The organism is Amycolatopsis camponoti (assembly GCF_902497555.1).
GTDB classification, from domain to species: Bacteria; Actinomycetota; Actinomycetes; order Mycobacteriales; family Pseudonocardiaceae; genus Amycolatopsis; species Amycolatopsis camponoti.
The window spans coordinates 1,170,255-1,194,523 of the sequence record NZ_CABVGP010000002.1; the positions used below are offsets into that span (position 1 = coordinate 1,170,255).

At 69.2% G+C, this 24,269-nt stretch carries 16 protein-coding genes and 3 rRNA genes; 12 read left to right on the forward strand and 7 right to left on the reverse strand.

Annotation, left to right across the window (positions count from 1 at the left end):
• The first annotated feature begins 13 nt into the window (after positions 1-13).
• The 5 genes from AA23TX_RS26095 (at position 14) to rrf (ending at position 8,646) form a co-directional block, all read left to right on the forward strand.
• Complete coding sequence (locus AA23TX_RS26095) at positions 14-1,495, forward strand: MFS transporter (RefSeq protein WP_155545472.1); 1,482 nt, start codon at positions 14-16, stop codon at positions 1,493-1,495.
• 420 nt (positions 1,496-1,915) lie between these two features.
• Positions 1,916-3,109, forward strand: a complete 1,194-nt coding sequence (locus tag AA23TX_RS26100) for a low temperature requirement protein A (RefSeq protein ID WP_155545473.1) — start codon at positions 1,916-1,918, stop codon at positions 3,107-3,109.
• 362 nt (positions 3,110-3,471) lie between these two features.
• Positions 3,472-4,990: ribosomal RNA gene (locus AA23TX_RS26105) — 16S ribosomal RNA — on the forward strand.
• Between the two features lie 332 nt (positions 4,991-5,322).
• Positions 5,323-8,445 (forward strand): 23S ribosomal RNA (locus AA23TX_RS26110).
• A gap of 84 nt (positions 8,446-8,529) precedes the next feature.
• Positions 8,530-8,646 (forward strand): 5S ribosomal RNA (rrf, locus tag AA23TX_RS26115).
• The 16S, 23S and 5S rRNA genes sit together here, the layout of an rRNA operon.
• 75 nt (positions 8,647-8,721) lie before the next feature.
• On the opposite strand, the gene cobF is transcribed toward rrf, so the two are convergent.
• Complete coding sequence (cobF, locus tag AA23TX_RS26120; protein WP_155545474.1) at positions 8,722-9,483, reverse strand: precorrin-6A synthase (deacetylating); 762 nt, start codon at positions 9,481-9,483, stop codon at positions 8,722-8,724.
• Between the two features lie 78 nt (positions 9,484-9,561).
• Between cobF and AA23TX_RS26125 the strand changes: the two genes are divergently transcribed.
• The 3 genes from AA23TX_RS26125 (at position 9,562) to AA23TX_RS26135 (ending at position 12,209) form a co-directional block, all read left to right on the forward strand.
• A complete protein-coding gene (locus AA23TX_RS26125) occupies positions 9,562-9,768 on the forward strand; it encodes a heavy-metal-associated domain-containing protein (RefSeq protein ID WP_155545475.1) in 207 nt (68 codons plus the stop codon).
• Positions 9,769-9,773: 5 nt separating this feature from the next.
• Positions 9,774-11,858: a heavy metal translocating P-type ATPase gene (locus tag AA23TX_RS26130; RefSeq protein WP_155545476.1), complete on the forward strand. Its 2,085-nt coding sequence runs from the start codon at positions 9,774-9,776 to the stop codon at positions 11,856-11,858.
• Positions 11,859-11,927: 69 nt separating this feature from the next.
• Complete coding sequence (locus AA23TX_RS26135) at positions 11,928-12,209, forward strand: metal-sensitive transcriptional regulator (RefSeq protein WP_086678475.1); 282 nt, start codon at positions 11,928-11,930, stop codon at positions 12,207-12,209.
• Here AA23TX_RS26135 and AA23TX_RS26140 read toward each other — a convergent pair.
• The 3 genes from AA23TX_RS26140 to AA23TX_RS26150 all read right to left on the reverse strand — a co-directional run bounded on the left by AA23TX_RS26140 (position 12,206) and on the right by AA23TX_RS26150 (position 15,213).
• Complete coding sequence (locus AA23TX_RS26140) at positions 12,206-12,901, reverse strand: CPBP family intramembrane glutamic endopeptidase (RefSeq protein ID WP_155545477.1); 696 nt, start codon at positions 12,899-12,901, stop codon at positions 12,206-12,208. The two genes, AA23TX_RS26135 and AA23TX_RS26140, sit on opposite strands and share 4 nt — an antisense overlap.
• A gap of 254 nt (positions 12,902-13,155) precedes the next feature.
• Positions 13,156-14,373 (reverse strand): coiled-coil domain-containing protein, encoded by a 1,218-nt coding sequence (locus AA23TX_RS26145; RefSeq protein ID WP_155545478.1) that lies wholly within the window; start codon positions 14,371-14,373, stop codon positions 13,156-13,158.
• A 120-nt stretch (positions 14,374-14,493) separates the two neighbouring features.
• Entirely contained in the window at positions 14,494-15,213 is a 720-nt protein-coding gene (locus AA23TX_RS26150; RefSeq protein ID WP_155545479.1) for an MgtC/SapB family protein, read from the reverse strand.
• Between the two features lie 110 nt (positions 15,214-15,323).
• Between AA23TX_RS26150 and AA23TX_RS26155 the strand changes: the two genes are divergently transcribed.
• Entirely contained in the window at positions 15,324-15,989 is a 666-nt protein-coding gene (locus AA23TX_RS26155; protein ID WP_155545480.1) for a maleylpyruvate isomerase family mycothiol-dependent enzyme, read from the forward strand.
• Between the two features lie 29 nt (positions 15,990-16,018).
• On the opposite strand, the gene AA23TX_RS26160 is transcribed toward AA23TX_RS26155, so the two are convergent.
• From AA23TX_RS26160 to AA23TX_RS26170, 3 genes are all read right to left on the reverse strand, one after another.
• A complete protein-coding gene (locus tag AA23TX_RS26160) occupies positions 16,019-17,356 on the reverse strand; it encodes a copper resistance CopC/CopD family protein (RefSeq protein ID WP_155545481.1) in 1,338 nt (445 codons plus the stop codon).
• Entirely contained in the window at positions 17,353-17,925 is a 573-nt protein-coding gene (locus AA23TX_RS26165) for a hypothetical protein (RefSeq protein ID WP_155545482.1), read from the reverse strand. Before AA23TX_RS26165 ends, AA23TX_RS26160 begins: the two co-directional genes overlap by 4 nt.
• A 139-nt stretch (positions 17,926-18,064) precedes the next feature.
• The gene (locus AA23TX_RS26170) at positions 18,065-18,760 is read right to left on the reverse strand and encodes a winged helix-turn-helix transcriptional regulator (protein ID WP_155545483.1); all 696 of its coding nucleotides are present in this window, start codon (positions 18,758-18,760) and stop codon (positions 18,065-18,067) included.
• A 300-nt stretch (positions 18,761-19,060) separates the two neighbouring features.
• Here AA23TX_RS26170 and AA23TX_RS26175 point away from each other — a divergent pair, with 300 nt between their 5' ends.
• From AA23TX_RS26175 to AA23TX_RS26185, 3 genes are all read left to right on the forward strand, one after another.
• Positions 19,061-21,370 carry a TOMM precursor leader peptide-binding protein gene (locus AA23TX_RS26175; RefSeq protein WP_155545484.1) on the forward strand — a complete coding sequence of 770 codons (2,310 nt, stop codon included), beginning with the start codon at positions 19,061-19,063 and terminating at the stop codon, positions 21,368-21,370.
• A gap of 48 nt (positions 21,371-21,418) precedes the next feature.
• Positions 21,419-22,864, forward strand: coding sequence for a SagB/ThcOx family dehydrogenase (locus tag AA23TX_RS26180; RefSeq protein ID WP_155545485.1), 1,446 nt, complete (start codon positions 21,419-21,421; stop codon positions 22,862-22,864).
• 86 nt (positions 22,865-22,950) lie between these two features.
• Complete coding sequence (locus tag AA23TX_RS26185; protein WP_230862708.1) at positions 22,951-24,150, forward strand: sensor histidine kinase; 1,200 nt, start codon at positions 22,951-22,953, stop codon at positions 24,148-24,150.
• Positions 24,151-24,269: the final 119 nt, after the last annotated feature.

Below are 24,269 nucleotides of genomic sequence, written 5' to 3' on the forward strand. Positions count from 1 at the left end.
GTAGACCCCTGCGATGACTTACGAACCCGATCCCCGCCGCTGGAAAGCGCTCGCCGTCTCGCTGACGGCCGGGTTCATGGGCCTGCTCGACGTCAGCATCGTCAACGTCGCGCTGCCGTCGATGCAGTCCGGGCTGCACGCGAGCAGCGGCGGGATCCGCTGGGTCGTCTCCGGGTACGCGCTGGCGTTCGGGCTGGTCCTGGTCACCGGCGGCCGCCTCGGCGACGCGTTCGGCCGCCGGACCATGTTCCTCGGCGCGCTCGCGGCGTTCGTCATCACCAGCGCGCTGGCCGGCGCGGCCCCGAACGAGACGACGGTCGTGATCGCGCGCCTCGCCCAGGGCGTGGCCGCGGGCATGCTCACCCCGCAGAACACCGGCCTGATCCAGGACCTCTTCCGCGGCCCCGAGCGCGGCCGCGCGTTCGGGATGTTCGGCGCCGTCGTCGGGATCTCGACGGCCGTCGGCCCGATCCTCGGCGGCGTGATCCTCGCGGTCTTCGGTACCCAGGACGGCTGGCGCTGGGTCTTCTACGTCAACGTGCCGATCGGCGTCGTCGCGTTCGCGCTGGCCCTGCGGCTGCTGCCGCGCAGCGAGAAGAAACAGTTCCGGGTGCGCTCGGAGATCGACTTCCTCGGCATCGTGCTGCTCGCGGTCGCGGTGCTCGGCGTGCTGCTCCCGGTCATCGAATCCGACGACGGCGGGCCCGCGCGGCTGTGGTGGATGTTCGTCGTCGCGCTGGTCTTCGGCTTCGCGTTCGTGCGCTGGGAGCGCGCGGTGGTCCGGCGCGGCCGGACGCCGCTGCTGGACACCCGGCTGTTCACCGGCACGCCGGGGTACGCCTCCGGTGCCGCGGTCGGCGCGCTCTACTTCTGCGGGTTCGCCGGGATCTGGCTGGTCTTCGCGATGTTCTTCCAGCAGGGCCTCGGCTACACGCCGCTGCAGTCCGGGCTGTCGGTGACGCCGTTCGCGCTCGGCTCGGCGGTGTCCGCGGCCGTCGCCGGGCGCTTCGTGCCGACCCTCGGCAGGCGGCTGACCGTCACCGGGCTGGCCATGGTCGCCGTGGGCCTGCTCGCCGTCGCGCTGCTCGCCGAGCTCGTCCCGCCGTCGGCGTCCGGGTGGGCGTTCGCACTGCCACTGCTGTTCGCGGGCGTGGGCGGCGGCATGGTGATCTCGCCGAACACGACGTTGACGCTGGAGTGCGTGCCGGTCCGGATGGCCGGCGTCGCGGGTGGCGCGCTGCAGACCGGGCAGCGGATCGGCACCGCGATCGGCACGGCCGTGCTCGCGTCGGTGTTCGGTGCCGTCGTCGTCGCGGCCGGGGACTACCAGGTGGCGCTCACCGTCGCCCTGTGCTGCGCGGCCGTCGTGACGTGCGGCGCGCTGGGTCTCGCCGTGGGCGAACTGAGGTCGCGGAGACACCGTGCGCAGCTTTCCGAGGACGAGCGGGCCGCTCGCGCGGCCGAGACGTCCGCCGCGGACGTCCACCGGGGCTGAGACACTACTTTCCGCAGATTTGCGATGCTCCAAACGAGTGACGAGCACGGAAAGACACTGGTGCTACGCAGAGCAACCGGGTAGAGCTTATGGAGCCTTCACTGCGCGGCTTCGGCTACCGACAGTGGCAATCGGTCGGCCACCCGGGGATGGGGTGACCGGCACGAGCGATCGGGGCGTCCGGAGTTCGAGGGAATGGACACACTCGGTCACCTTCCATCCAGTGAGTTGTCGGCGTCCGCGGGGGACCGCCCGGCACTCGCGGAAGGGATGCCCATCGGCGGCCGCCGGCGCGTGACGGCAGCGGGCGGGCCCGGGTGAGGGGGAACCGGGCCCGTCCGTTCTTCGTGTCGGGCTTCCACCCGGCTCGTGATCATGTTGGGATGACCGCGTCCGACAGGCACGAGACCGGGAGCTTCGATGACCGAGCAGCCGCTGCGGCCGGGGAGCCGGCTCCGGGTGTGGTACCGGCCGATGCGGTCGCGCGACCGCAGTGAGAGCCACCGCGTCGCGACCCCCTTGGAACTGCTGTTCGACCTCTGTTTCGTCGTCGCCGTCGGCCAGGCCGCGACTTCGCTGCACCACGCGCTGGCCGAAGGCCACGCCGCCCACGGCGTCACGTCGTTCGCCACGGTGTTCTTCGCGGTCTGGTGGGGCTGGCTGAACTTCAGCTGGTTCGCCTCGGCGTTCGACACCGACGACGTCCCGTACCGGCTGGCCACGCTCGTGCAGATCGCCGGCGGGCTGACCGTCGCGGCCTCGGTGCCGCGCGCGTTCGACGGTGACTTCCGGCTGATGGTCATCGGATACGTCCTGATGCGGCTGGCGATGGTGTTCCAGTGGCTGCGGGCCGCGCGGTCGGACCGGGGGTGCCGGCCCGCCGCGCTGCGCTACGCCACCGGGATCGCGGTGGTCCAGGTGCTGTGGATCGCCTACCTGTGGCTGCCGCAGGGAATGCGGCTGGCCGCCTTCATCGTGTTCGCGCTGCTCGAGATGGCCGTCCCGGTCTGGGCGGAGAGCCGCCACGGCACCACGTGGCACCCGCACCACATCGCCGAGCGGTACGGCCTGTTCACCCTGATCGTGCTCGGCGAGGTGATCCTCAGCGCGACGAACGCGATCAAGGAGGGCGCCGCCGAACCCGGGCACGTCGGCGCGCTGGTTTCGCTGGCCGCGGCCGGCCTGGTGCTCGTGTTCTCCATGTGGTGGCTGTACTTCGACCGGCCGGGCCACGCGCGGCTCGTTGCCCGGCCGACCATGTTCACGTCGATGAGCTGGGGGTACGGCCACTACTTCATCTTCGCGTCCGTCGCGGCGGTGGGGGCGGGGCTCGAAGTGGCGGTCGCCTACGACACGGGGACGCTGCACGACCTCGGCGGGGTGGCCGCGGCGCTGCCGACCACGCTGCCGGTCGCGATCTTCCTGCTGAGCGTGTGGCTGCTGCACATCGGCCCGACCAACGAGTGCCGGCCGATCGCCATCGGCTTCCCGGTGACGGCGGTGCTCGTCGTCGCCGCGTCGTTCACGCCGGCGCCGATCCACGTCGCGGCGGTGCTGGCGGCCGCGCTCGTCACGCTGACGGTCGTCTCGACGCACGGGCAGCCTCAGCCGTAGTTTTCGGGGGATCGACGCAGGTCAGCGGCCTGACGCGAATTAAGGGGACCCCCCTGTGCGAGGCCGTTTCGGGGCATGTAAAGTTCTCCAAGTCGCCAGGGAAACCGGGCGGCAGCCGGGGCCACGAACCAAGCTCCCACGAAGGTGGTAGAGTGGGTGGTCCTGAACCGAGGTGTTAGCCTCGGAACAACAAAGCTTGAAACAATCGCCGAGAGTTTCAGCCGCCGACAAAGCGGGTGGATTCGAAGTGTGTTGCTTGAGAACTCAACAGTGTGCTAGTGAACTAAGCCAGTAGAGCTTATGTATTGAACCTCGTATGAGGTTCCTTTGAGAGCATTAAATTGCCTCGATTAAACTGTTCATTGTTGGAGAGTTTGATCCTGGCTCAGGACGAACGCTGGCGGCGTGCTTAACACATGCAAGTCGAACGCTGAACCACTTTCGGGTGGGGATGAGTGGCGAACGGGTGAGTAACACGTGGGTAATCTGCCCTGCACTCTGGGATAAGCCTTGGAAACGAGGTCTAATACCGGATATCACAACTTTTCGCATGGAGAGTTGTTGAAAGTTCCGGCGGTGCAGGATGAACCCGCGGCCTATCAGCTTGTTGGTGGGGTAATGGCCTACCAAGGCGACGACGGGTAGCCGGCCTGAGAGGGTGACCGGCCACACTGGGACTGAGACACGGCCCAGACTCCTACGGGAGGCAGCAGTGGGGAATATTGCACAATGGGCGAAAGCCTGATGCAGCGACGCCGCGTGAGGGATGACGGCCTTCGGGTTGTAAACCTCTTTCGCCAGGGACGAAGCGCAAGTGACGGTACCTGGATAAGAAGCACCGGCTAACTACGTGCCAGCAGCCGCGGTAATACGTAGGGTGCGAGCGTTGTCCGGATTTATTGGGCGTAAAGAGCTCGTAGGCGGTTTGTCGCGTCGGCCGTGAAATCTCCACGCTTAACGTGGAGCGTGCGGTCGATACGGGCAGACTTGAGTTCGGTAGGGGAGACTGGAATTCCTGGTGTAGCGGTGAAATGCGCAGATATCAGGAGGAACACCGGTGGCGAAGGCGGGTCTCTGGGCCGATACTGACGCTGAGGAGCGAAAGCGTGGGGAGCGAACAGGATTAGATACCCTGGTAGTCCACGCTGTAAACGTTGGGCGCTAGGTGTGGGCGACATCCACGTTGTCCGTGCCGTAGCTAACGCATTAAGCGCCCCGCCTGGGGAGTACGGCCGCAAGGCTAAAACTCAAAGGAATTGACGGGGGCCCGCACAAGCGGCGGAGCATGTGGATTAATTCGATGCAACGCGAAGAACCTTACCTGGGCTTGACATGCGCCAGACATCCCCAGAGATGGGGCTTCCCTTGTGGTTGGTGTACAGGTGGTGCATGGCTGTCGTCAGCTCGTGTCGTGAGATGTTGGGTTAAGTCCCGCAACGAGCGCAACCCTTATCCTACGTTGCCAGCGCGTTATGGCGGGGACTCGTGGGAGACTGCCGGGGTCAACTCGGAGGAAGGTGGGGATGACGTCAAGTCATCATGCCCCTTATGTCCAGGGCTTCACACATGCTACAATGGCTGGTACAGAGGGCTGCGATACCGCGAGGTGGAGCGAATCCCTTAAAGCCGGTCTCAGTTCGGATCGCAGTCTGCAACTCGACTGCGTGAAGTCGGAGTCGCTAGTAATCGCAGATCAGCAACGCTGCGGTGAATACGTTCCCGGGCCTTGTACACACCGCCCGTCACGTCATGAAAGTCGGTAACACCCGAAGCCCATGGCCCAACCCGCAAGGGAGGGAGTGGTCGAAGGTGGGACTGGCGATTGGGACGAAGTCGTAACAAGGTAGCCGTACCGGAAGGTGCGGCTGGATCACCTCCTTTCTAAGGAGCACAACACATCCACTCGGCCGGGATACCCGGAACTACCGTGGTGGAGTGGCCATCACCTAGAGGTCGAATGCATCTCTGCGATGGTTGCTCAAGGAATTGTGGAACTACTGGTTATGGTCATTCTTGGTTGGCAATGCCTCGCCTAGTACTGATCGTCTTCGGATGGTCGTGGAACGGGGAGCCGGCGCCTGGGAGGGTGATTGTTCGCGAAGCACACTGTTGGGTCCTGAGGCAACACGCCTCAGGGGCTTACACAGCCCTGGAACGTTGGTTGTTTCTGGTGTGGTGTTTGAGAACTGTAGAGTGGATGCGAGCATCTTTGTGGTCAAGTTGTTAAGGGCACATGGTGGATGTCTTGGCTTCAGGAGCCGATGAAGGACGTAGGAGGCTGCGATAAGCCTCGGGGAGCTGTCAACCGAGCTGTGATCCGAGGATTTCCGAATGGGGAAACCCAGCACCAGTGATGTGGTGTTACCCGCACCTGAATATATAGGGTGTGTGGAGGGAACGCGGGGAAGTGAAACATCTCAGTACCCGTAGGAAGAGAAAACAAAAGTGATTCCGTGAGTAGTGGCGAGCGAAAGCGGAAGAGGCTAAACCGTGTATATGTCAAGCTGTCAGGCGTTGTATATGCGGTGTTGTGGGACCCAGCGTCGAGGATCTGACAGTCCTCGGAATGATCGCGCATGTTAGTGGAACGTCTTGGGATGGACGGCCGGAGTGGGTGAGAGCCCCGTACGCGAAAACATGTTGTTGGTTGTTTGTTTGGTGTTCCCGAGTAGCAGCGAGCTCGTGGAATTTGCTGTGAATCTGCCGGGACCACCCGGTAAGCCTAAATACTTCCTGAAGACCGATAGCGGACGAGTACCGTGAGGGAAAGATGAAAAGTACCCCGGGAGGGGAGTGAAAGAGTACCTGAAACCGTGTGCCTACAAGCCGTCAGAGCTCACTTGTTGGGTGATGGCGTGCCTTTTGAAGAATGAGCCTGCGAGTTAGTGCTGCGTGGCGAGGTTAACCCGTGTGGGGTAGCCGTAGCGAAAGCGAGTCTGAATAGGGCGAATGTAGTCGCGTGGTCTAGACCCGAAGCGGAGTGATCTACCCATGGCCAGGGTGAAGCGACGGTAAGACGTCGTGGAGGCCCGAACCCACTTAGGTTGAAAACTGAGGGGATGAGCTGTGGGTAGGGGTGAAAGGCCAATCAAACTCCGTGATAGCTGGTTCTCCCCGAAATGCATTTAGGTGCAGCGTCACGTGTTTCACTGCGGGGGTAGAGCTACTGGATGGTCTAGGGGCCTTACCGGGTTACCGAAATCAACCAAACTCCGAATACCGTAGTGTGAGAGCGTGGCAGTGAGACGGCGGGGGATAAGCTTCGTCGTCGAGAGGGAAACAGCCCAGAACACCAGCTAAGGCCCCTAAGTGTGTGCTCAGTGGGAAAGGATGTGGGATTGCCCAGACAACCAGGAGGTTGGCTTAGAAGCAGCCACCCTTGAAAGAGTGCGTAATAGCTCACTGGTCAAGTGGTCCTGCGCCGACAATGTAGCGGGGCTTAAGCACACCGCCGAAGCTGTGTCATTCATACAATACATCGGCTTGAGTCCTTGAGACTCTTGTCTAGTGGTGTGGATGGGTAGGGGAGCGTCCTGCATCCAGGGAAGCGGCGGCGGAAGCCAGTCGTGGAGGGTGTGGGAGTGAGAATGCAGGCATGAGTAGCGAATGCAGAGTGAGAAACTCTGCCGCCGGATGACCAAGGGTTCCTGGGCCAGGCTAATCCGCCCAGGGTAAGTCGGGACCTAAGGCGAGGCCGACAGGCGTAGTCGATGGACAACGGGTTGATATTCCCGTACCCGAGCATGTGCGCCCATGACGAGGCGTTTGATACTAACCACCCAAAGCCATGAGCTGAAGTCTTCGGATGGAGGTTTGTGTGTGGAGCGTGGGACCTGATTTCGTAGTAGTCAAGCGATGGGGTGACGCAGGAAGGTAGCTCCGCCAGTGAGTGGTAGTACTGGTGTAAGCGTGTAGGCCGGAACATAGGCAAATCCGTGTTCCATGAGGCTGAGACGTGATGCGTAGCCGTTTGAGGCGAAGTAGAGTGATCCTATGCTGCCGAGAAAAGCCTCTAGTGAGTGCATGCACGGCCCGTACCCCAAACCAACACAGGTGGTCAGGTAGAGAATACCAAGGCGATCGGGTGAACTGTGGTTAAGGAACTCGGCAAAATGCCCCCGTAACTTCGGGAGAAGGGGGGCCAAACACTCTGAAGTCCTTTACGGACTAGGGGTGGGTGGCCGCAGAGACCAGCGGAAAGCGACTGTTTACTAAAAACACAGGTCCATGCGAAGTCGCAAGACGATGTATATGGACTGACGCCTGCCCGGTGCTGGAACGTTAAGAGGACCGGTTAGCCTTTCGGGGCGAAGCTGAGAATTTAAGCGCCAGTAAACGGCGGTGGTAACTATAACCATCCTAAGGTAGCGAAATTCCTTGTCGGGTAAGTTCCGACCTGCACGAATGGCGTAACGACTTTCCGGCTGTCTCAACCACAGGCCCGGCGAAATTGCACTACGAGTAAAGATGCTCGTTACGCGCGGCAGGACGGAAAGACCCCGGGACCTTTACTATAGTTTGGTATTGGTTTTCGGTTCGGCTTGTGTAGGATAGGTGGGAGACTGTGAAGCGGTGACGCTAGTTACTGTGGAGTCGTTGTTGAAATACCACTCTGGTCGAATTGGGAATCTGAACCTCGGGCCATGATCTGGTTCAGGGACAGTGCCTGATGGGTAGTTTAACTGGGGCGGTTGCCTCCTAAAGAGTAACGGAGGCGCCCAAAGGTTCCCTCAGCCTGGTTGGCAATCAGGTGTTGAGTGCAAGTGCACAAGGGAGCTTGACTGTGAGACAGACATGTCGAGCAGGGACGAAAGTCGGGACTAGTGATCCGGCACCTCCTGGTGGAAGGGGTGTCGCTCAACGGATAAAAGGTACCCCGGGGATAACAGGCTGATCTTGCCCAAGAGTCCATATCGACGGCATGGTTTGGCACCTCGATGTCGGCTCGTCGCATCCTGGGGCCGGAGTAGGTCCCAAGGGTTGGGCTGTTCGCCCATTAAAGCGGCACGCGAGCTGGGTTTAGAACGTCGTGAGACAGTTCGGTCCCTATCCGCCGCGCGCGTAGGATACTTGAGGAAGGCTGTCCCTAGTACGAGAGGACCGGGACGGACGAACCTCTGGTGTGCCAGTTGTTCCGCCAGGGGCATGGCTGGTTGGCCACGTTCGGAAGGGATAACCGCTGAAGGCATCTAAGCGGGAAGCCTGTTCCAAGATGAGGTATCCCACCCTTTGTGGGTTAAGGCTCCCAATAGACCATTGGGTTGATAGGCCAGAAATGGAAGCACAGTAATGTGTTGTCGAGTTGACTGGTACTAATAGGCCGAGGACTTGTCTACGAAGGTGTTACGCATCCACTCTACGGTTCTGAAACACCACATGATTCCCCTGTTGGTTGGGGGGTGTGTGTTGTTTCGTAGTGTTTCGGTGGTTTTAGCGTCAGGGAAACGCCCGGTCCCATTCCGAACCCGGAAGCTAAGCCTGATAGCGCCGATGGTACTGCAACCGAAGGGTTGTGGGAGAGTAGGACACCGCCGAACTTACGTGAGGAAGGCCCCGGTCGAGAACTTCGGTTCTCCCGGGGCCTTTCTTCATGCCCGGAAACAGCCGGGCGGCTACGCGGCGGGGCGCCGCAAGAGGTACGCGTCCATGATCCAGCCGTGCCGCTCCCGGGCCTCGGCTCGCACCGTGCGGATCTGAGCCGCGAGCGCCGGCGTGAGCGGGCCGGACAGCAGGATCTCGTCGCGCGTCCCGACGTACGCGCCCCAGTAGATGTGCAGCCCCTCGGCTGTGAAGCGGTCGAACGTCGTGTGGGCGTCCAGCAGCACGAACACGTCGTCGACGTCGGACGGCCAGCCCGATGCCAGCCGGCGGCCCGTCGTCAGCTGGACCGACCGGCCGATCTGGTTCATCGTCGTCCGGTGGCGGGCCACCAGCGCCGAAATACTGCTGATCCCCGGGATCACCTCGTACTCGAACTCCACGTTCCCCCGCGCCAGCACCGCCTCGATCAACGCGATCGTGCTGTCGTACAGCGACGGGTCGCCCCACACCAGGAACGCGCCCGCCGAATCCGGCGAAAGCTCCGACCGCAGGAACTGCTCGTAGACCGCCGCCCGTGCCGCGTGCCAGTCCGCGACCGCCGCCCGGTAGTCGTCGGGCGTCCGGTCACGGGGCGGGTCCGCGACGAGCACCACGCGGTACGGGCGGGTGACGTACCGGTCGAGGATCTCCTGGCGCAACCGGACCAGGTCCGACTTCTCCGCACCCTTGTCGAGCACGAAGAAGACGTCGACGCGGTTGAGGCGGTCGATCGCCTGCACCGTCAGGTGCTCCGGGTCACCGGCACCGATCCCGATCGCGTAGAGCTTGCGCATGGCGCAAGTCTGACGGGGGTCACGAGTGAACCCCTACCCCCGATGGGTATAAAGGAAGGGGAACGAGAGGAGCTGCCGATGACCGAAGCGAGCTACACCGTCGAGGGCATGACCTGCGGACACTGCGCCACGTCGGTCCGTGAAGAGGTCTCCGAACTCGCCGGCGTCCAGAGCGTGGACGTCGACGTCGAGAGCGGACGCGTCACCGTGACCAGCGACACCCCGCTGGCCGCCGACGCCGTCGCCGCGGCCGTCACCGAGGCCGGCTACCGCGTGGTGGCCTGATCGCCATGACCACCGCGCAGTCCGCAGCCAGCGTCGAGCTCGCCATCGGCGGCATGACGTGCGCGTCCTGCGCCGCCCGCGTCGAGCGCAAGCTCAACAAGGTCGACGGCGTAACGGCGACCGTCAACTACGCCACCGAAAAAGCCCAGGTCAGCTACCCGGACAACCTGACGATCGGCGACCTGACGGCCGTCGTCGCGGCCGCCGGGTACTCCGCGCGGCTCCCCGAGCCCGAAGAGCCCGACGAGACGCCCACGCTGCGCAAGCGTTTGCTCCTGTCGGCGGTGCTCACCGTCCCCCTGGTCGTGCTCGCGATGGTCCCGGCCTGGCAGTTCGACTACTGGCAGTGGGTCTCGCTGGTCCTCGCCGCCCCGGTCGTGACGTGGGGCGCGTGGCCGTTCCACCGCGCCGCCGCGGTCAACCTGCGCCACGTCACCGCCACGATGGACACGCTGATCTCGCTCGGCGTCGTCGCTTCGGTGGCCTGGTCGCTCTACGCGCTCTTCTTCGGCATGGCCGGCGAGGTCGGCATGCGCCACGGGATGACCGGCGAGAGCCTGTACCTCGAGGTCGCCGCGGCGGTCACCACGTTCATCCTGGCCGGCCGCTACTTCGAGGCCCGCTCCAAGCGCCGCGCCGGCGCCGCCCTCCGCGCGCTCATGGATCTCGGCGCGAAGGACGTCACGGTGCTTCGCGGCGGTGAAGAGCGACTGATCCCGATCCGAGACCTCCGCGAAGGCGACGTCTTCGTCGCCCGGCCCGGCGAGAAGATCGCCACCGACGGCGTGGTCACCGAAGGCGGCTCCGCGGTCGACACCAGCATGCTCACCGGGGAACCGGTGCCGGTCGAGGTCGGGCCGGGGGACGCGGTCACCGGTGCCACCGTCAACGTCGGCGGGCGGCTGTTCGTGCGTGCCACGCGCGTCGGGGAGGACACCCGGCTGGCGCAGATGGCCCGGCTCGTCGAAGCCGCGCAGAACGGCAAGGCCGAGGTCCAGCGGCTCGCCGACCGGGTGTCGGCGGTGTTCGTGCCGGCCGTCGTCTTTGCCGCGCTGGCCACGCTCGTCGTCTGGCTCGCGACCGGCGGAGTGCCCGAAGACGCGTTCACCGCGGCCGTCGCCGTGCTGATCATCGCCTGCCCGTGCGCGCTCGGCCTCGCGACGCCGACGGCGCTGCTGGTCGGCACCGGCCGCGGTGCCCAGCTGGGCATCCTCATCAAGGGTCCCGAGGTGCTCGAGAACACGCGCCGCGTCGACACCGTCGTCCTGGACAAGACCGGCACCGTCACCACCGGCCGGATGACGCTGGTCGAGGGCGACGGCGAGCCGCTCCGGCTGGCGGGCGCCGTCGAGGCCGGGTCCGAGCACCCGATCGGCCGGGCGATCGCGGACGCGGCGAGGCAGCGCTTCGGCGCGCTCCCCGCCGTCACGGAGTTCCGCAGCACCCCGGGCGTCGGCGTGAGCGGCGTGGTCGAAGGACGCGCGGTCAGCGTCGGGCGGGCCGACGGCGCCATCGGCGTGACCTGGGACGGCGAGGTCCGCGGGCACCTGGTCGTCGCCGACACGATCAAGCCGACGTCCGCGCAGGCCGTCGCCGAGCTGCGCGAACTCGGCCTGACACCGATCCTGCTGACCGGCGACAACGCGGGCGCGGCCCGGGCGATCGCCGCCGAGGCCGGGATCGACCAGGTCGTCGCCGAGGTGCTGCCCGAGGGCAAGGTCGACGTCGTCAAGCGGCTGCAGGCCGAGGGCCGCGTGGTCGCGATGGTCGGCGACGGCGTCAACGACGCGGCCGCGCTCGCCCAGGCCGACCTGGGCCTGGCCATGGGTACCGGCACCGACGCGGCCATCGAGGCGAGCGACCTGACGTTGGTGCGCGGTGACCTGCGCGTCGCCGCCGACGCGATCCGCCTGGCCCGCCGCACCCTCGCCACGATCAAGGGCAACCTGTTCTGGGCGTTCGCCTACAACGTCGCGGCGCTGCCACTGGCGGCGCTCGGCCTGCTCAACCCGATGATCGCGGGCGCGGCGATGGCGTGCTCGTCGGCCTTCGTGGTGAGCAACAGCCTCCGCTTGCGCCGGTTTCGCTGAACCCCGCGCTCATACGCCCGGTGGGTATACTCGAAGCAGAGGGACGCCGACGACGGGGACAGGTGCGCGATGACGGGTTACGGCACTGAGCGGGAGGCCTATCTCAAGCGCCTGCGCCGGATCGAAGGGCAGATCCGCGGGCTGCAGCGCATGGTCGAGCAGGACAAGTACTGCATCGACATCCTGACGCAGGTCTCCGCGGCGACGAAGGCACTGCAGTCGTTCTCGCTCGAACTGCTCGACGAGCACCTGGCGACCTGCGTCGTCCAGGCGGCCGCGGCCGGTGGCGAGGAAGCCGACCTGAAGGTCCGTGAGGCGTCGGACGCGATCGCGCGCTTGGTGCGGTCCTAGCGCACCAGCACGGCCAGCGTGAGGCCGCCGGCGTTCGTCGTGAAGTGCACGATCACCGACGCGAGCACGCCGCGGCCGAGGTGGCGCCACCAGTGCAGGAAGATCCCGGCGACGCCCGCCGCGGCCATCGCCAGCACCTGCAGCACCACCACGGGCGTCGAGCCGAACACGGCGTGCACGGCGGCGTTGCGGCCGATCGCGAGCGCCGGGAGCGCGTGCCAGAGCCCGAACAGGGCCGCGGACCACAGGATCGGCGGCCAGCGCCACCGGTCGTCCGTCGCGCCGAACAGACCCGGGAGCACGCCGCGGAACGCGACCTCCTCGATGAGCACCGTGCCGAACAGGATCCGTCCGCAGGTCAGCCACAGCAGCTGCCCCAGGTCCGGGTCGCCGACGCGGCCGTCCTGGTACACGGTGCGCAGCGCCGGCACGGCCAGCGCGATCCCGAACACGACCGCGACCAGCCCGGCGCCGGCGAGGCCGGCGAGCGCTGGCCGCCGGAGCCGGCTCAGCCCCAGGTCGGTCCACGTGCACCCGGCGAACCGCCCGAGGCCCACCAGGACCAGCGCGGCGACCAGGCCGCAGACGGGGTACGCCCAGCCGGGCAGCACGCGGTTGGCCAGCGTGGTCGACGCGGCGAGCGTGACGACCGCCGCGACCAGCGCGGACAGCCGCCGGAGAGTCCAGCTCAAGGGAGGATTTCCGAGGTTTCGCGGGGGTCGGCCGGGGTCGGTGGCCGGACAGCGGTGCCGGTGAGGTCGAACGCACTCGGCGCGCTCGGCAGTGCTGCGACCAGCGCGGTCTTCGTTCGCCTCACGTGCTGATCATGGGGTCTGCCCGGCCGGTGGGCAAGGGGTCAGCCGGTGGGGTCGATCGTGCTTGGGGTGGCGGGCAGTGCTGCGACCAGCGTGAGGTCATGGGGCCGCCCGGCCGGCGGGCAAGGGCGTCAGCCGACTGCGTCGGTGAGGTCCGCCGGGGAGCGCCGCTGGACGGGGACTCTCTTCGACATCGGCAGGGTCGCCTCGGGATCGAACGGCGCGGGCCGGTCGTCGAGAGCGACGGCCGCGTCGGCCAAGAGGGAACGGCAGCCGGTGAGGTTCGCGTGGAGCTTGTCGCGGACCTCGGTGAGGGCGGTGACCTCGCGCTGGGCGGCTTCGACCAGGGATTCGCCGTGGCGGGTCGCTTCGGCCACGAGGCGTTCGGACTCGGCTTCGGCGGTGGCGACGAGCTTCTTGGCCTGGGCGTCGGCGGCCGCGACCTTCCGCTCGGCTCCCGTCACCAGCTTCTTCGCCTTGGTCTCGGCGGTCGTGACGAGGTTCTCGGACTGGGCTTTCGCGGTGGCGACCAGCTTTTTCGCCTGGGCGTCGGCGGCTGCGACCTGCTCCTCGGCCGCGCCCTCGGCGGTGCTGACCAGCTTCGCGGCCTTCGCTTCCGCCGTCGTGACCAGCGTTTCGCTGCGTTTCGCGGCTTCGGTGACCGCGTTCGCGGCCTGGGCGTCGGCGGCCGCGAGCTTGCGCTGCCCGCTCGTCACCAGGTCCTCGGCGCGCCGGGTCGCCTCGGTGACCAGCTTCTTCGCCTTGGCGCGGGCCTCCGCTTCCTGCTCGGCCAGCTCGCGCATGGCCGTGGCGCGGCGGATCGTCATCGCGCGGGTGTGATCCTCTTCCTGCTGGGCCCGGCGGTGCGCGGCGGCCTCGTCGAGCTCGCGGCGCCGCTGCTCGGCCGCGCGCAGGAGCTCCTCGTGCTCGGTGCGCCGCCGTTCGGCCTCGGCCTCGGCTTCGGCGACCAGCCGGCGTTCCTTCTCCGTGAGGCGGATGGCCTCCTGCTCGGCTTCGCGCCGGGTGCGGTCGGCCGTTTCCGTTGCCCGCGCGGTGATTTCGGTCGCTTCCTCGCGGGTCAGCTCGATCATCCGGCGCGAGCGCTCCTGCAGCGCGTCCGGCTCGATCGGGGTGCGGCTGATCCGGTCGATCTTCACCCGGAGCTCACGGTTGTCCTCGGCGAGCGCGCCGACGCGGTGCCGCGCGGAGTCGCGTTCCTCGGTGAGTCTGCGCATTTCGGCCTCGGCCCACGCGACGTATTCCGCGACCTGCTTGCGGTGGAAACCGCGCCACGCCAGGTCGAATCCGGGCAACGCGTGCTCCGCGTCCTCGCCACCGCCGGGGGCCATGCCTCACCTCCGAATTGGATGGTTTCTCCTCGGCCGCACGTTTTCCTTGCGGTACCGGGGAATTCCGTGTGCACCCCAGTGTGCCGCAAACCCGCCCCCGCGCGCTGCCCGGGCGGGCGATCATTCGTCGAGCGGTTCCCCGGGACCGGTGGACGTGCTCCGCACACCCGGCAGTTCGGCGAGTTCGGCGGCGAGGTCGTAGAGATCACCGCGGCCGTCGAGGCGCAGCGTCACGACCGCGATCCGTTGCCCTTCCTCGGAAAGCGACTCGTGGTCGACGTCGACCTTGTGCACGCTCCAGCCCCGCCCGGTGCAGACGGCGAGCGCCGCGCGCAGCACGCCGTGGCCGTCGAGGTAGCTCAGCTGCACGATCGGCGGCTGACGGCGGTGGCGCGCGACGAAGCGCTGCAGCGGCGGGAAGCCGCGGGTCACCACGAAGTGCGCGATCGTCGTGCCCACGGCGAGCACCGGCAGCCCGGCGCCGCACGCCGTGCCGACCGCGGCGGTGAGCCAGATCGTCGCCGCCGTCGTCAGGCCGCGGACCGCGTCGCGGCGGACGAAGATCAGGCCGCCGCCGATGAAGCCGATGCCGGACACGATCTGCGCGGCGATCCGCGAGGGGTCGAGCGAGACGTGGTCGCTGTTCAGCAGGTCGGCGAAGCCGTACTTCGACACGAGCATGAACACGGCCGAGCCGACGCCGACCAGGCCGTGCGTCCGCAGCCCGGCGGCCTTCATGCCGGCTTCGCGTTCGAGCCCGATGGCGACGCTCAGCACGAGCGCGAGCAGGACCGGCGGCAGCAGCTGCCACTGCGCCGACGTGGACCACAAGGTGGTCAAGATCACTACCTCCCGGAGTCGTCGGTGTCGGCACGCGGGGAGAACCGCCGGGGCCGTCACCTGGGCATACTGGGCCGGAAGCCCCGATCGTGCCAGGTGAGGTGGGACGCGTGACAGCGAGTCGGCCGGCCCCGGACTTCGTGGGCTACCCGGAGGTGCGGCGCGGCGTGCGGGCGCTGCTGGAGTCCCGCGCCGACGTCCACCGGCGCCCGGTGCCGGCGTGTCCGGAGTGGACCGTCGCCGACCTGCTGGGTCACCTCGCCGGCATCGCGGCGCGCGTGCTCGAGCGCCACGGCGGCACGGTCCCGCCGTCGCCGCCGCCGTCGATCCCGGCGCTGCTCGACCACTGGGACGACGTCGGCGAGGACCTGGACCGGCGCCTCGCGGAGGCGGGCGGGCGCAGCGGCGAGATCATGGTGATGGACGCCTACACCCACGAGCTGGACCTGCGCGCGGCGCTCGGCGTGCCCCCGCCGGTCGAGCACGCGGCCTGGGCGCCGAGCTTCGAGGTGCTGGTCCGCGGCTTTTCGGGCTCGGTGGCGGGGCGCGGGCTGCCGGCCCTGCGGGTGCGCACGACGGGCGGCTCCGAGTGGACGGCGGGGGCGGGCCGCCCCACGGCGACGGTGACGGCTCCGGCGCACGAGCTGTACCGGGCGCTGGCCGGACGGCGGTCGCTGGGGCAGCTGGCGGGGCTGGAGTGGACCGCGGCGCCGGGGCCGTGGCTGCCCGCCTTCAGCTGGGGCCCGTTCAGCCCGCCGCGCGCACCCGGGTTCTGACCTGCCGAAAGGGCCCTTCACTGGCCCGCTCAGCCGCCCGGTGGGGTGGCCGACAGCACCGCCGCCAGAGCCAGGACCACCGAGGCCAGCGCCACCTCCGTCGTCACGGCCAGCCGCAGCCTGCGCAGCTCCGTCGTCAGCACCGCCGTGCCGCCCTCGCCGCCGCCCGCCACGCCCTTGAGCACCGCCCGGCGGGCCACGTTCGCCACGAGGAGCAGCACCGCGAACCCCGCGATCTTGCCCAGCAGCAGGAGCCCGTACGTCGTCGTCCACAGGGCGGACACCGACGGGACGATCCGCAGCGCCAGCACCCCGCCGCTGATCGCGATCAGCGCCACGCAGTTCATCGCGAGCCGCGAGAAGCCGGTCACCACCGGGCCCAGGTCCGGGGTCCGGCGGACCAGGCAGAGCGTCAGCTGCACCAGCCCACCCGCCCACACCGCGATCGCGCCCCAGTGGACGAGGTCGGCGGCCACCGAGAAGTACATCACCCGGTCCGTCACCGGGTGGCCGCTCGCCGAGAAGCTCAGCAGCACCGCGAACCCCGTGATCATCGCGAGGTTCTCCAGCCGGCCGCGGCGGGCCGAAGCCGCCGGGGCCGTCAGCACGCGCGGCAGCACCCAGGCCAGCACCCCGGCCGCGACCAGCCGGACCAGCAGCAGCTTGCCGTAGGACAGCCGGAGCGTGTCGCCCAGCAGGCCGGTGTCCAGGAGCGCGCCGAGGCCGCGGCCGGCCGCGTACGGGCCCTGCAGCAGGAACGTCGCGATCGCCGTGGCCGCCGTCAGCCGGACGCCCGCGCGCAGCAGCCGCCGCGCCCGCGGGTCGGCGCGCCCGGCCGGGTGGCAGGTCAGCAGGAACACCAGGCCGCCGAGCAGGACGACGCCGGCGAAGGACAGCCAGCGGACCACCGTGGAGACGACGTCGACCACCGGGTCCGTGCCCGTCGCCGCGGCGACCGCGCCCGCCGACGTGATCAGCGGGCCGGCCCCGACGACGAAGGCGAACGTGCCGCGCACCGGGTGGGAGTCGGACGAGACGAACGCGTACTCGACGAGGTAGCTGCCGTCGGGCAGGTCCGGCCGCAGCCGGACGGCCACCTCCTCGGCGACGTCGCCGGGCTGGAAGACCGGGCCGGTGTCGACGGCGGTGCCCTGGGTGTCGACGACCTTGAGCGAGCCGGGCTGGATGCCGACGTTCTCCGACAGCGTCACCGACACCTGGGCGGGCGAAGCGGTCAGCCGCGAGCCGTCGCCCGGGGTGGACGAGACGATCTCGACGTGCGCCGACGCCGGGGCGGCGGTGAGCACCAGCCAGCCGGCCAGGAAGGCCAGCAGGGCCAGTGCCCGCCGCGCGGCCCGGCCGCTCACGACGCGGCGAGGGCGGGCTTGGGCAGCCCGCAGACGCAGCCGGTCAGCTCGTGCTCGGCCGCCGACGCGCGCCGGTGCAGCACGACCGCGACGATCATCGGGATGGTGACGATCGTGTTGTAGAACAGGTGCAGCTCGACCCGGGGCACGAGCAGCTGGATGATGCTGGTGGGCACCTTCTGCCCGGCCAGCCGCCAACCGCTCTGCGCCTGGATGAACAGCAGCAGGTGCTCGATGTGGTGCCAGAACTGGATGGCCAGCGCGAGGTTCCACCACTGCCGCGACCGGCCGGCGAAGCCGTGGCGCAGGATCCACAGGAACACCAGCATCACGAGCGCGTAGCCGTAGTGCAGCCACTCGGAGCTGATCAGGGCCGGGAACGGCACCCCGAGCACGCCGCGCGCCTTCGAGGTGGGCCAGCCGAGCGCGTAGATCTGGAACGCCTGCACGATGTGCTCGGCCCAGTGCCCGATCACGATCACCATGAACACCGCGAGCGCGCGGTGGTGCCAGCGGCTGTTGAGCGGGCCGAGGAAGCCGGCCGGTCGGGCGAGTTCGGACGTCGACATGCGGACCCCAGTTCACGAAGACGACGATGTGCGTCGACGATAGCGGTTGCGGACGCAGCTTTCGTTACTCCGGATTGCTGATCCCGCAAGGAAAGTTGCGACGCCCGGCGGATTGCGCGGCGCCGGGCGGCCGGACGGGTCAGCCGACGGTGAGCCCGGTCGGGCGCTCGGGTGCCGGGGGGACGTGGAACAGCCGGGTGAACAGGTCGAGGTGCGCCGGGTCGCCCTCGACGCGGACCTTGCCGCTGGAAAGGGCGTCCTGCGCGGAGAGCTTGCCGTTGAGCAGGTCGAGGATCGCCGCGCCCTGCGGCTCGATCACCAGGTCCGCGGCGGGCAGCGCGCCGCTGGAGGCCTTGAGCGCACCGTCGTCGACCATGGCGTGCACGATCATCTCGCCGCCGAGGTGGTGCAGCTCGTAGTTGACGTGCACGCCCGCCGCGGCTTCCTCCTGAAAGGTCGCGTAGAGCGAGATGATCGCGGTGTCGAGGGTGAAGACCTCGTCCGGCTTCGGGTAGGTCAGCGCGCGGGCGCCCCACAGACCGAGGTCCAGCACGATGTGGTCGAGCTCGCAGCCGTACTCGGTGAGCTCGTAGACGACGCCGGCGTCCAGCTGAGACATGACGCGGCGGCGGATCACGCCGGTCTCCTCGAGCTCGTTGAGACGCGAAGTCAGGATGCTCACCGGGATCCGCGGCAGGGTGCGCTGCAGATCGGTGAACCGCTTCGGGCCGAGCATGAGGTCGCGCACCACCAGGAGCGACCACCGTTCGCCGACGATCTCGAGCGCCCGGGCTAGGCCGCAGAACTGTCCGTAGGTGCGAGCAGAGGTAGGCATACTCGGGTCCTCACTTGTCTCGGGGTGCCAGACCGGGCGCCGGCGGAAGTTCGCGCGGGACCGCGAGCTCCGTTACGGTGCCCCTCGACGCGCCGTGCCGCCACGGGTGTCGCTGTCCACGGTGACGGTTCCCCGTGGTGCGCGGCCAGTGAGCGACGCATCGGTGCCCCATGTGTTTTCCACGTCCAAACATGCGTTTCGCATGACTTGCCCGTGTGCTCGGCACTGGCTGAGTAGACCTCCTGGGGAGCACCATTCTGGTCTCGTCCCGCGAAGCCGGACGAGCGGCAGGAGGGGCCCATGCGCACGACAGCGGTGGACGCGCACGGCGGCGGTGTCACGGAGGTTCCGGTGCCCGCGCGCGCCCCGGCGTTCCGGCGGCACCTGCGGGCGGAGGTCCGGGAGGGCAAGGGCGCGTACCTGTTCTCCGAACAGGGCGTGATCGCGATGCGCGGGCCGAAGATCGAGTCGCTGGCGGCGTTGCTGGACGGGACCCACGACCTCGACCGGCTGCTGCGCGACCGGCCCGGCGGGATGGCGCCGGAGGAGGTCGCCGCGCTGCTGGCCCAGCTCGTCGACGCCGGGCTGGTGACGTTGCGCAGCCCCGGCACCGAAGACCGGCCGGGCGACGAACGCGCGCTGGCCTACTGGGACGCGTGCGGGGTCGACGCGGACGTCGTCGCCGCGCGGCGGGGCACCGTGCGGCTGACCGCGGTCGGGGACACCGCGGACGGCGTCGACACCGGTGCCGTCGAGCGGGCACTGGCCGGCGCCGGGCTCGAGGTGGTTCGCACGGACACCGGCACCGCCGACCTGTCGGTCGTGCTGTGCGCCGACTACCTCGATCCGCGGCTGGCCGGGATCGACGCCGAGCACCGGCGGGCCGGGCGGCCGTGGCTGCTGGCGCGCCCGTCCGGGGCCCAGGTGTGGATCGGCCCGGTGCTGCAGCCCGACGGGGCGTGCTGGCACTGCCTGACCCACCGGCTGTGGGGCCACCGGCACGCCGAGGCGTGCGTGCAGGAGGAGCTGGGCCACGCCGGCCCGGCGCGCCGCCCGATGCCGGCGCTGCCGCCGCTGACCGCGGCCGCGGCGCACCTCGTCGCGCTGGAGGCGGCCAAGTGGGTGGCCGGGTACCGCCACCACGGCCAGCGGTGCGTGTGGACCCTGGACTCACTCGACCTCCAAGGACGGCTGCACGAGCTGCGCCGGCGTCCGCAGTGCCGCTGCTGCGGCGATCCCTGGCAGCTGTCGTGGCGCTCGGTGCGCCCGGTCGAGCTGCGGGCGGCGAAGAAGGCGACCACCGGGGGCGGCGGGCACCGGACGGCGACGCCGGCGCAGATGCTCGAGCGGCACCGGCACCTGGTCAGCCCGGTCACCGGGATCGTCAAGGAGATCCAGCGGGACACGGACGCGCCCGCGTTCGCCAACGCGTACCGCTCGGGGCCGAACATCGCCCGCGGGGTCACCGCGATGGCCGCGTTGCGCGCCGGACTGCGCTGCGAGAACGGCGGCAAGGGGGTCAGCCCGCTCGACGCCGAGGTCGGCGCGCTCTGCGAGGCCGCCGAACGGTTCTCCGGCAACTTCCAGGGCGACGAGCTGCGCATCCGCGGCTCCTACGAAGAACTGGGCGAGGAAGCCGTGCACCCCAACGCGTGCATGCTCTTCGCCGACCGGCAGTACGCCGAGCGCGCGACCTGGAACCCCGAGCACGCGGAGTTCCAGCGGGTCGGCGCGCCGTTCGACCCGACCGCCCGCACCGACTGGACGCCGGTGTGGTCGCTGTCCGGGCGCCGCCGCCTGCTGCCGACGTCCTACCTGTACTACGGGACCCCGCGGGAAAGCGCGGCGCGCGGGGTGCGGGCCGACTCGAACGGCGCCGCGGCGGGCAGCAGCCTGGAGGACGCGATCCTGCAGGGCACGCTGGAGCTCGTCGAACGCGACGCCGTGGCGCTGTGGTGGTACAACCGCACGCCGGTGCCGGGCGTCGACCTCGCGTCCTTCGGCGACCCGTGGCTGGACGAGATGATCGCCGGTTACGCGGGGATCGGCCGCGAGATGTGGGTCCTCGACGTCACGTCCGACCTCGGGATCCCGGTGACCGTCGCGCTTTCCCGGCGGATCGGCGGCGCGCACGAGGACATCGTGCTGGGCTTCGGCGCCCACCTCGACCCGCGGATCGCGGTGCGCCGCGCGGTGACCGAGCTCAACCAGATGCTGCCCGTCGTGCAGTCCGCGGGCCACGAAATCGACGACCCGGACGCGCGGCGCTGGCTCGCCTACGCCACCGTCGCGAACCAGCCGTACCTGCGGCCCGTGGCGGGCGAGCGGATGCGGACGGCCGCGGACTTCCCGTTCGTCAACCGGGCCGACGTCCGCGACGACGTCGAGGCGCTGGGCCGGGTGTTCGACCGTGCCGGCCTGGAGCTGCTGGTGCTCGACCAGACGCGCCCGGACGTCGGGATCCCGGTGGTCAAGGTCCTCGCGCCGGGGATCCGCCCGTTCTGGGCCCGGTTCGCGCCGGGCCGGCTCTTCGACGTCCCGGTCCGGCTGGGCCGGCTCGACGCGCCGACCCCGTACGAGCGGCTCAACCCGTTCCCGATGTTCCTTTGAGAGCCTTCGCGGGCGCTCAGTGTTCGCCTCGCGCATGAGGAGTTGGCCGTGCCTGCATACCCCCCGGACGGGATCCCGGAGACCGTCCGGCTCTGGTCCCTCACCGAAGACACCTTGCTGGAGGCGGGGGACGACGACACGCTCGTCGCGATCACCTGGTGGGGCGAGTACGAACTGGTCGGGGTCCCCCGCCCGGTTCGCGAGTCGCTGGGCCGGATGGCGCTCGGCCCGGTCTCGATGGGCAACCTCGCGACGTCGGCGGGTGTCGCCGCCGAGGGCGGGGCGGTGACGCTGCGCAAGGTCCTCGCCCAGCTGTCCGGCTCGGTCGTGCACTCCCTGGCGCTCAACGACGGCCGCGGCCCCCTGCTCTCGGCCATCCCGGTGACCCAGGCCCCGGTCTTCCCGGCCGATCCGGTGCCCGCCGGGCGGCTGATCAAGCTGTCGCGGTACTCGGCGCTGCGCCCGGAAAGCGGTGGGCTGCTGCTGGAGTCGCCCCGCGCCCGGTACCGCGTCGCGCTGCTGCGGCCGCCGGCCGTGACCGTGGCGTCGTCGCTGGCCGGGCCGGTCACCGTCGCGCAGGTCGCCGAGAACTCGGGGCTGGCCGAGCCGGTCGTGGCCGACGTCGTCGCGTTCCTGGTGGCCGCGGGCGTCGTGCTGCTGGCCGACGACTGGGCCGAGTTCGCCGAGGACACCGACACGGACCTGGCCGTCTGGTCGCCCGACGACCTGATGTTCCACGCCCGCAGCCGGACGTGGCTGAAGGGCGCGCCGCCGGACCCGGAGGCGCACCGGGCGGGCGCCGAGCCGCCGGTGGTCAAGCAGATCACCGCCGGCCCGACCTTCCCGTTGCACCGGCCCGACCCCGAGGTGCTCAAGGCGACCGATCCGACGCTGGCCACGCTGCTCGAACACGACCACTCGTGCCCCGAGGTCACCGAACGCGCGTTGTCCGCCGAGCAGGTCGGGGAGTTCCTCTTCCGCGCCGCGCGGGTGCGGTCCATCGGGCCGGCGTACCTGCCCGGCGGGCCCGGCCACGAGGCGTCCCAGCGGCCGTACTTCAGCGTCGCGTGCCTGTACGAGCTCGAGATCTACGTCGGGATCAACCGCTGCGGCGACCTCGCGCGGGGGATCTACCACTACGACCCGCTGTGGCACACGCTCACGCTGATCAACGACGACCTCGGCGTCCTCGACGGCATGCTCGACCTGGCGATGGTCGGGGCCGGCAGCCACCGCCGGCCGTCGGTGCTGCTGACGATGACCGCGCGGATGTCGCGGATCGCGTGGGTGCTCGGCAGCGCCGCGTACGCGACGACGCTGGTGCACGTCGGCGCCCTGCAGCAGGTGCTCTACCTCGCGGCGAAGGCGATGGGACTCGCCGCGCACGCCGTGCCGGTCGACGCGGGCGACCGGGTGGACCGCTCGCTGAAGCTGGAGTGGCCGGCGGAGGTCAGCGTCGGCGAGTGCGTGCTCGACTTCCCCGGCCGGCCGTGACCGGCTGACCGGATGACGCGGCTACCGGAAACCATTCGCCCTGTTACCTTTGACGCACTGGGGTGCAGGGTGAGGTGGGAGGCGCCGTGGCATATCCGGTACGGATCCGCGGAAGATTCCGGGTACGGGTCGCGCCGGCGGGTGAGGCCGGGCAGCCGGACTTCCGCGCGCTCGTCGCGGCCGGCCCGGTGGCGGCCGCCGCCGCGGTCGCGCTCATGGCTTCCTTTCCCGTGCTGGCCGAACGGCAGTCCTGGGTCTCGTGGCTGCTCGCGCTGGCCTGTGCCGGGGCGCTGGCGGGGGTGCACCTGACCGCGTTCGCGCACGGCCGCGTCCGCCGTCCCGGCCTGGTCCTGGGCGTGCAGGCGCTGCTGGGGTACGTGCCGATGTTGCAGCTGGGCGCCTTGTGGAGCACCGCGAGCGGGTTCCTCGCCGGGGGTTTGCTGCTGGCGCTCCGGCCGGCCAGGGCGCTGCCCGCGGCCGGTCTCGTGTGCGTCGCGGCGGGGCTCGTCACCGCACGGGGGACCGCTTCGGCGGACGCCGGGTTCGCGGCCGTGGTCTCAGCCGGGGTCGCGGCGCTGGTGCTGTTCGGGGCGGGCGCGGCGGTGCGGCTGGTCGCCGAGCGCGAGGAGGAGCGGCGCGAGCTGAAGCGGAGCGCGATCGCCGAGGAACGCAAGCGGTTCTCCCGCGACGTCCACGACCTGCTCGGTCTCAGCCTGTCGGCGATCACCCTCAAGGGTGAACTCGTCGACCGGTTGGTGATCGGCCAGCCGGGGCGCGCCAAGGAGGAGCTGGCCGAGCTGCTGACGATGTCGCGGCGCGCGCTGGCCGACGTCCGCACGGTCGCGGCGGGCTACCGCGAGTTGTCGCTGGACGACGAGTGCCGGGCCGCGGCGGCGGTGCTGAGCGCGGCCGGGACCCGGGTGACGGTGGCCCGGTCCGGCACCGGGGACCTGCCACCGGAGGTGGCGACCGCGCTGGCGGCGGTGCTGCGCGAAGGGGTGACGAACGTGGTGCGGCACAGCACCGCGAGCTGGTGCGCGTTCTCGGTGAGCAAGGAGGACGGGACGGCCTGGCTGGAGATCGTCAACGACGGCGCGGGCGGCGCGGGTGGCGGCGGCGCGGAGTCCGGTTCGGGGCTGCGGAACCTCGTCGATCGCGTCGAATCCCTGGGCGGGACGCTGGCGACGGAGGTGGGCGCGGGCGGGACGCACCGGCTGCTCGCGGCCGTGCCCGTGGGGTGTGGCGGCGTGCAGGGGCGGCGGACCCGGGACGAGCTGACGGCGTAAGCGCTTTCCGGCGGGCCGGGGCGCGGGATTTTCTTGGCGGGACGGGCGAATCGTGGCTTCCCACGTACCTGAATGGACGGCTCGCGTGCCTGGATGGACGACTCGCGTGCTGGAGGGTT

Excerpts from the sequence above, each read along its gene's own strand:
- AA23TX_RS26095 (WP_155545472.1), top strand. The coding sequence starts at position 14 with ATGACTTACGAACCCGATCCCCGCCGCTGGAAAGCGCTCGCCGTCTCG.
- AA23TX_RS26100 (WP_155545473.1), top strand. The coding sequence starts at position 1,916 with ATGACCGAGCAGCCGCTGCGGCCGGGGAGCCGGCTCCGGGTGTGGTAC.
- cobF (WP_155545474.1), bottom strand. The coding sequence starts at position 9,483 with ATGCGCAAGCTCTACGCGATCGGGATCGGTGCCGGTGACCCGGAGCAC.
- AA23TX_RS26125 (WP_155545475.1), top strand. The coding sequence starts at position 9,562 with ATGACCGAAGCGAGCTACACCGTCGAGGGCATGACCTGCGGACACTGC.
- AA23TX_RS26130 (WP_155545476.1), top strand. The coding sequence starts at position 9,774 with ATGACCACCGCGCAGTCCGCAGCCAGCGTCGAGCTCGCCATCGGCGGC.
- AA23TX_RS26135 (WP_086678475.1), top strand. The coding sequence starts at position 11,928 with ATGACGGGTTACGGCACTGAGCGGGAGGCCTATCTCAAGCGCCTGCGC.
- AA23TX_RS26145 (WP_155545478.1), bottom strand. The coding sequence starts at position 14,373 with ATGGCCCCCGGCGGTGGCGAGGACGCGGAGCACGCGTTGCCCGGATTC.
- AA23TX_RS26165 (WP_155545482.1), bottom strand. The coding sequence starts at position 17,925 with ATGTCGACGTCCGAACTCGCCCGACCGGCCGGCTTCCTCGGCCCGCTC.
- AA23TX_RS26170 (WP_155545483.1), bottom strand. The coding sequence starts at position 18,760 with ATGCCTACCTCTGCTCGCACCTACGGACAGTTCTGCGGCCTAGCCCGG.
- AA23TX_RS26175 (WP_155545484.1), top strand. The coding sequence starts at position 19,061 with ATGCGCACGACAGCGGTGGACGCGCACGGCGGCGGTGTCACGGAGGTT.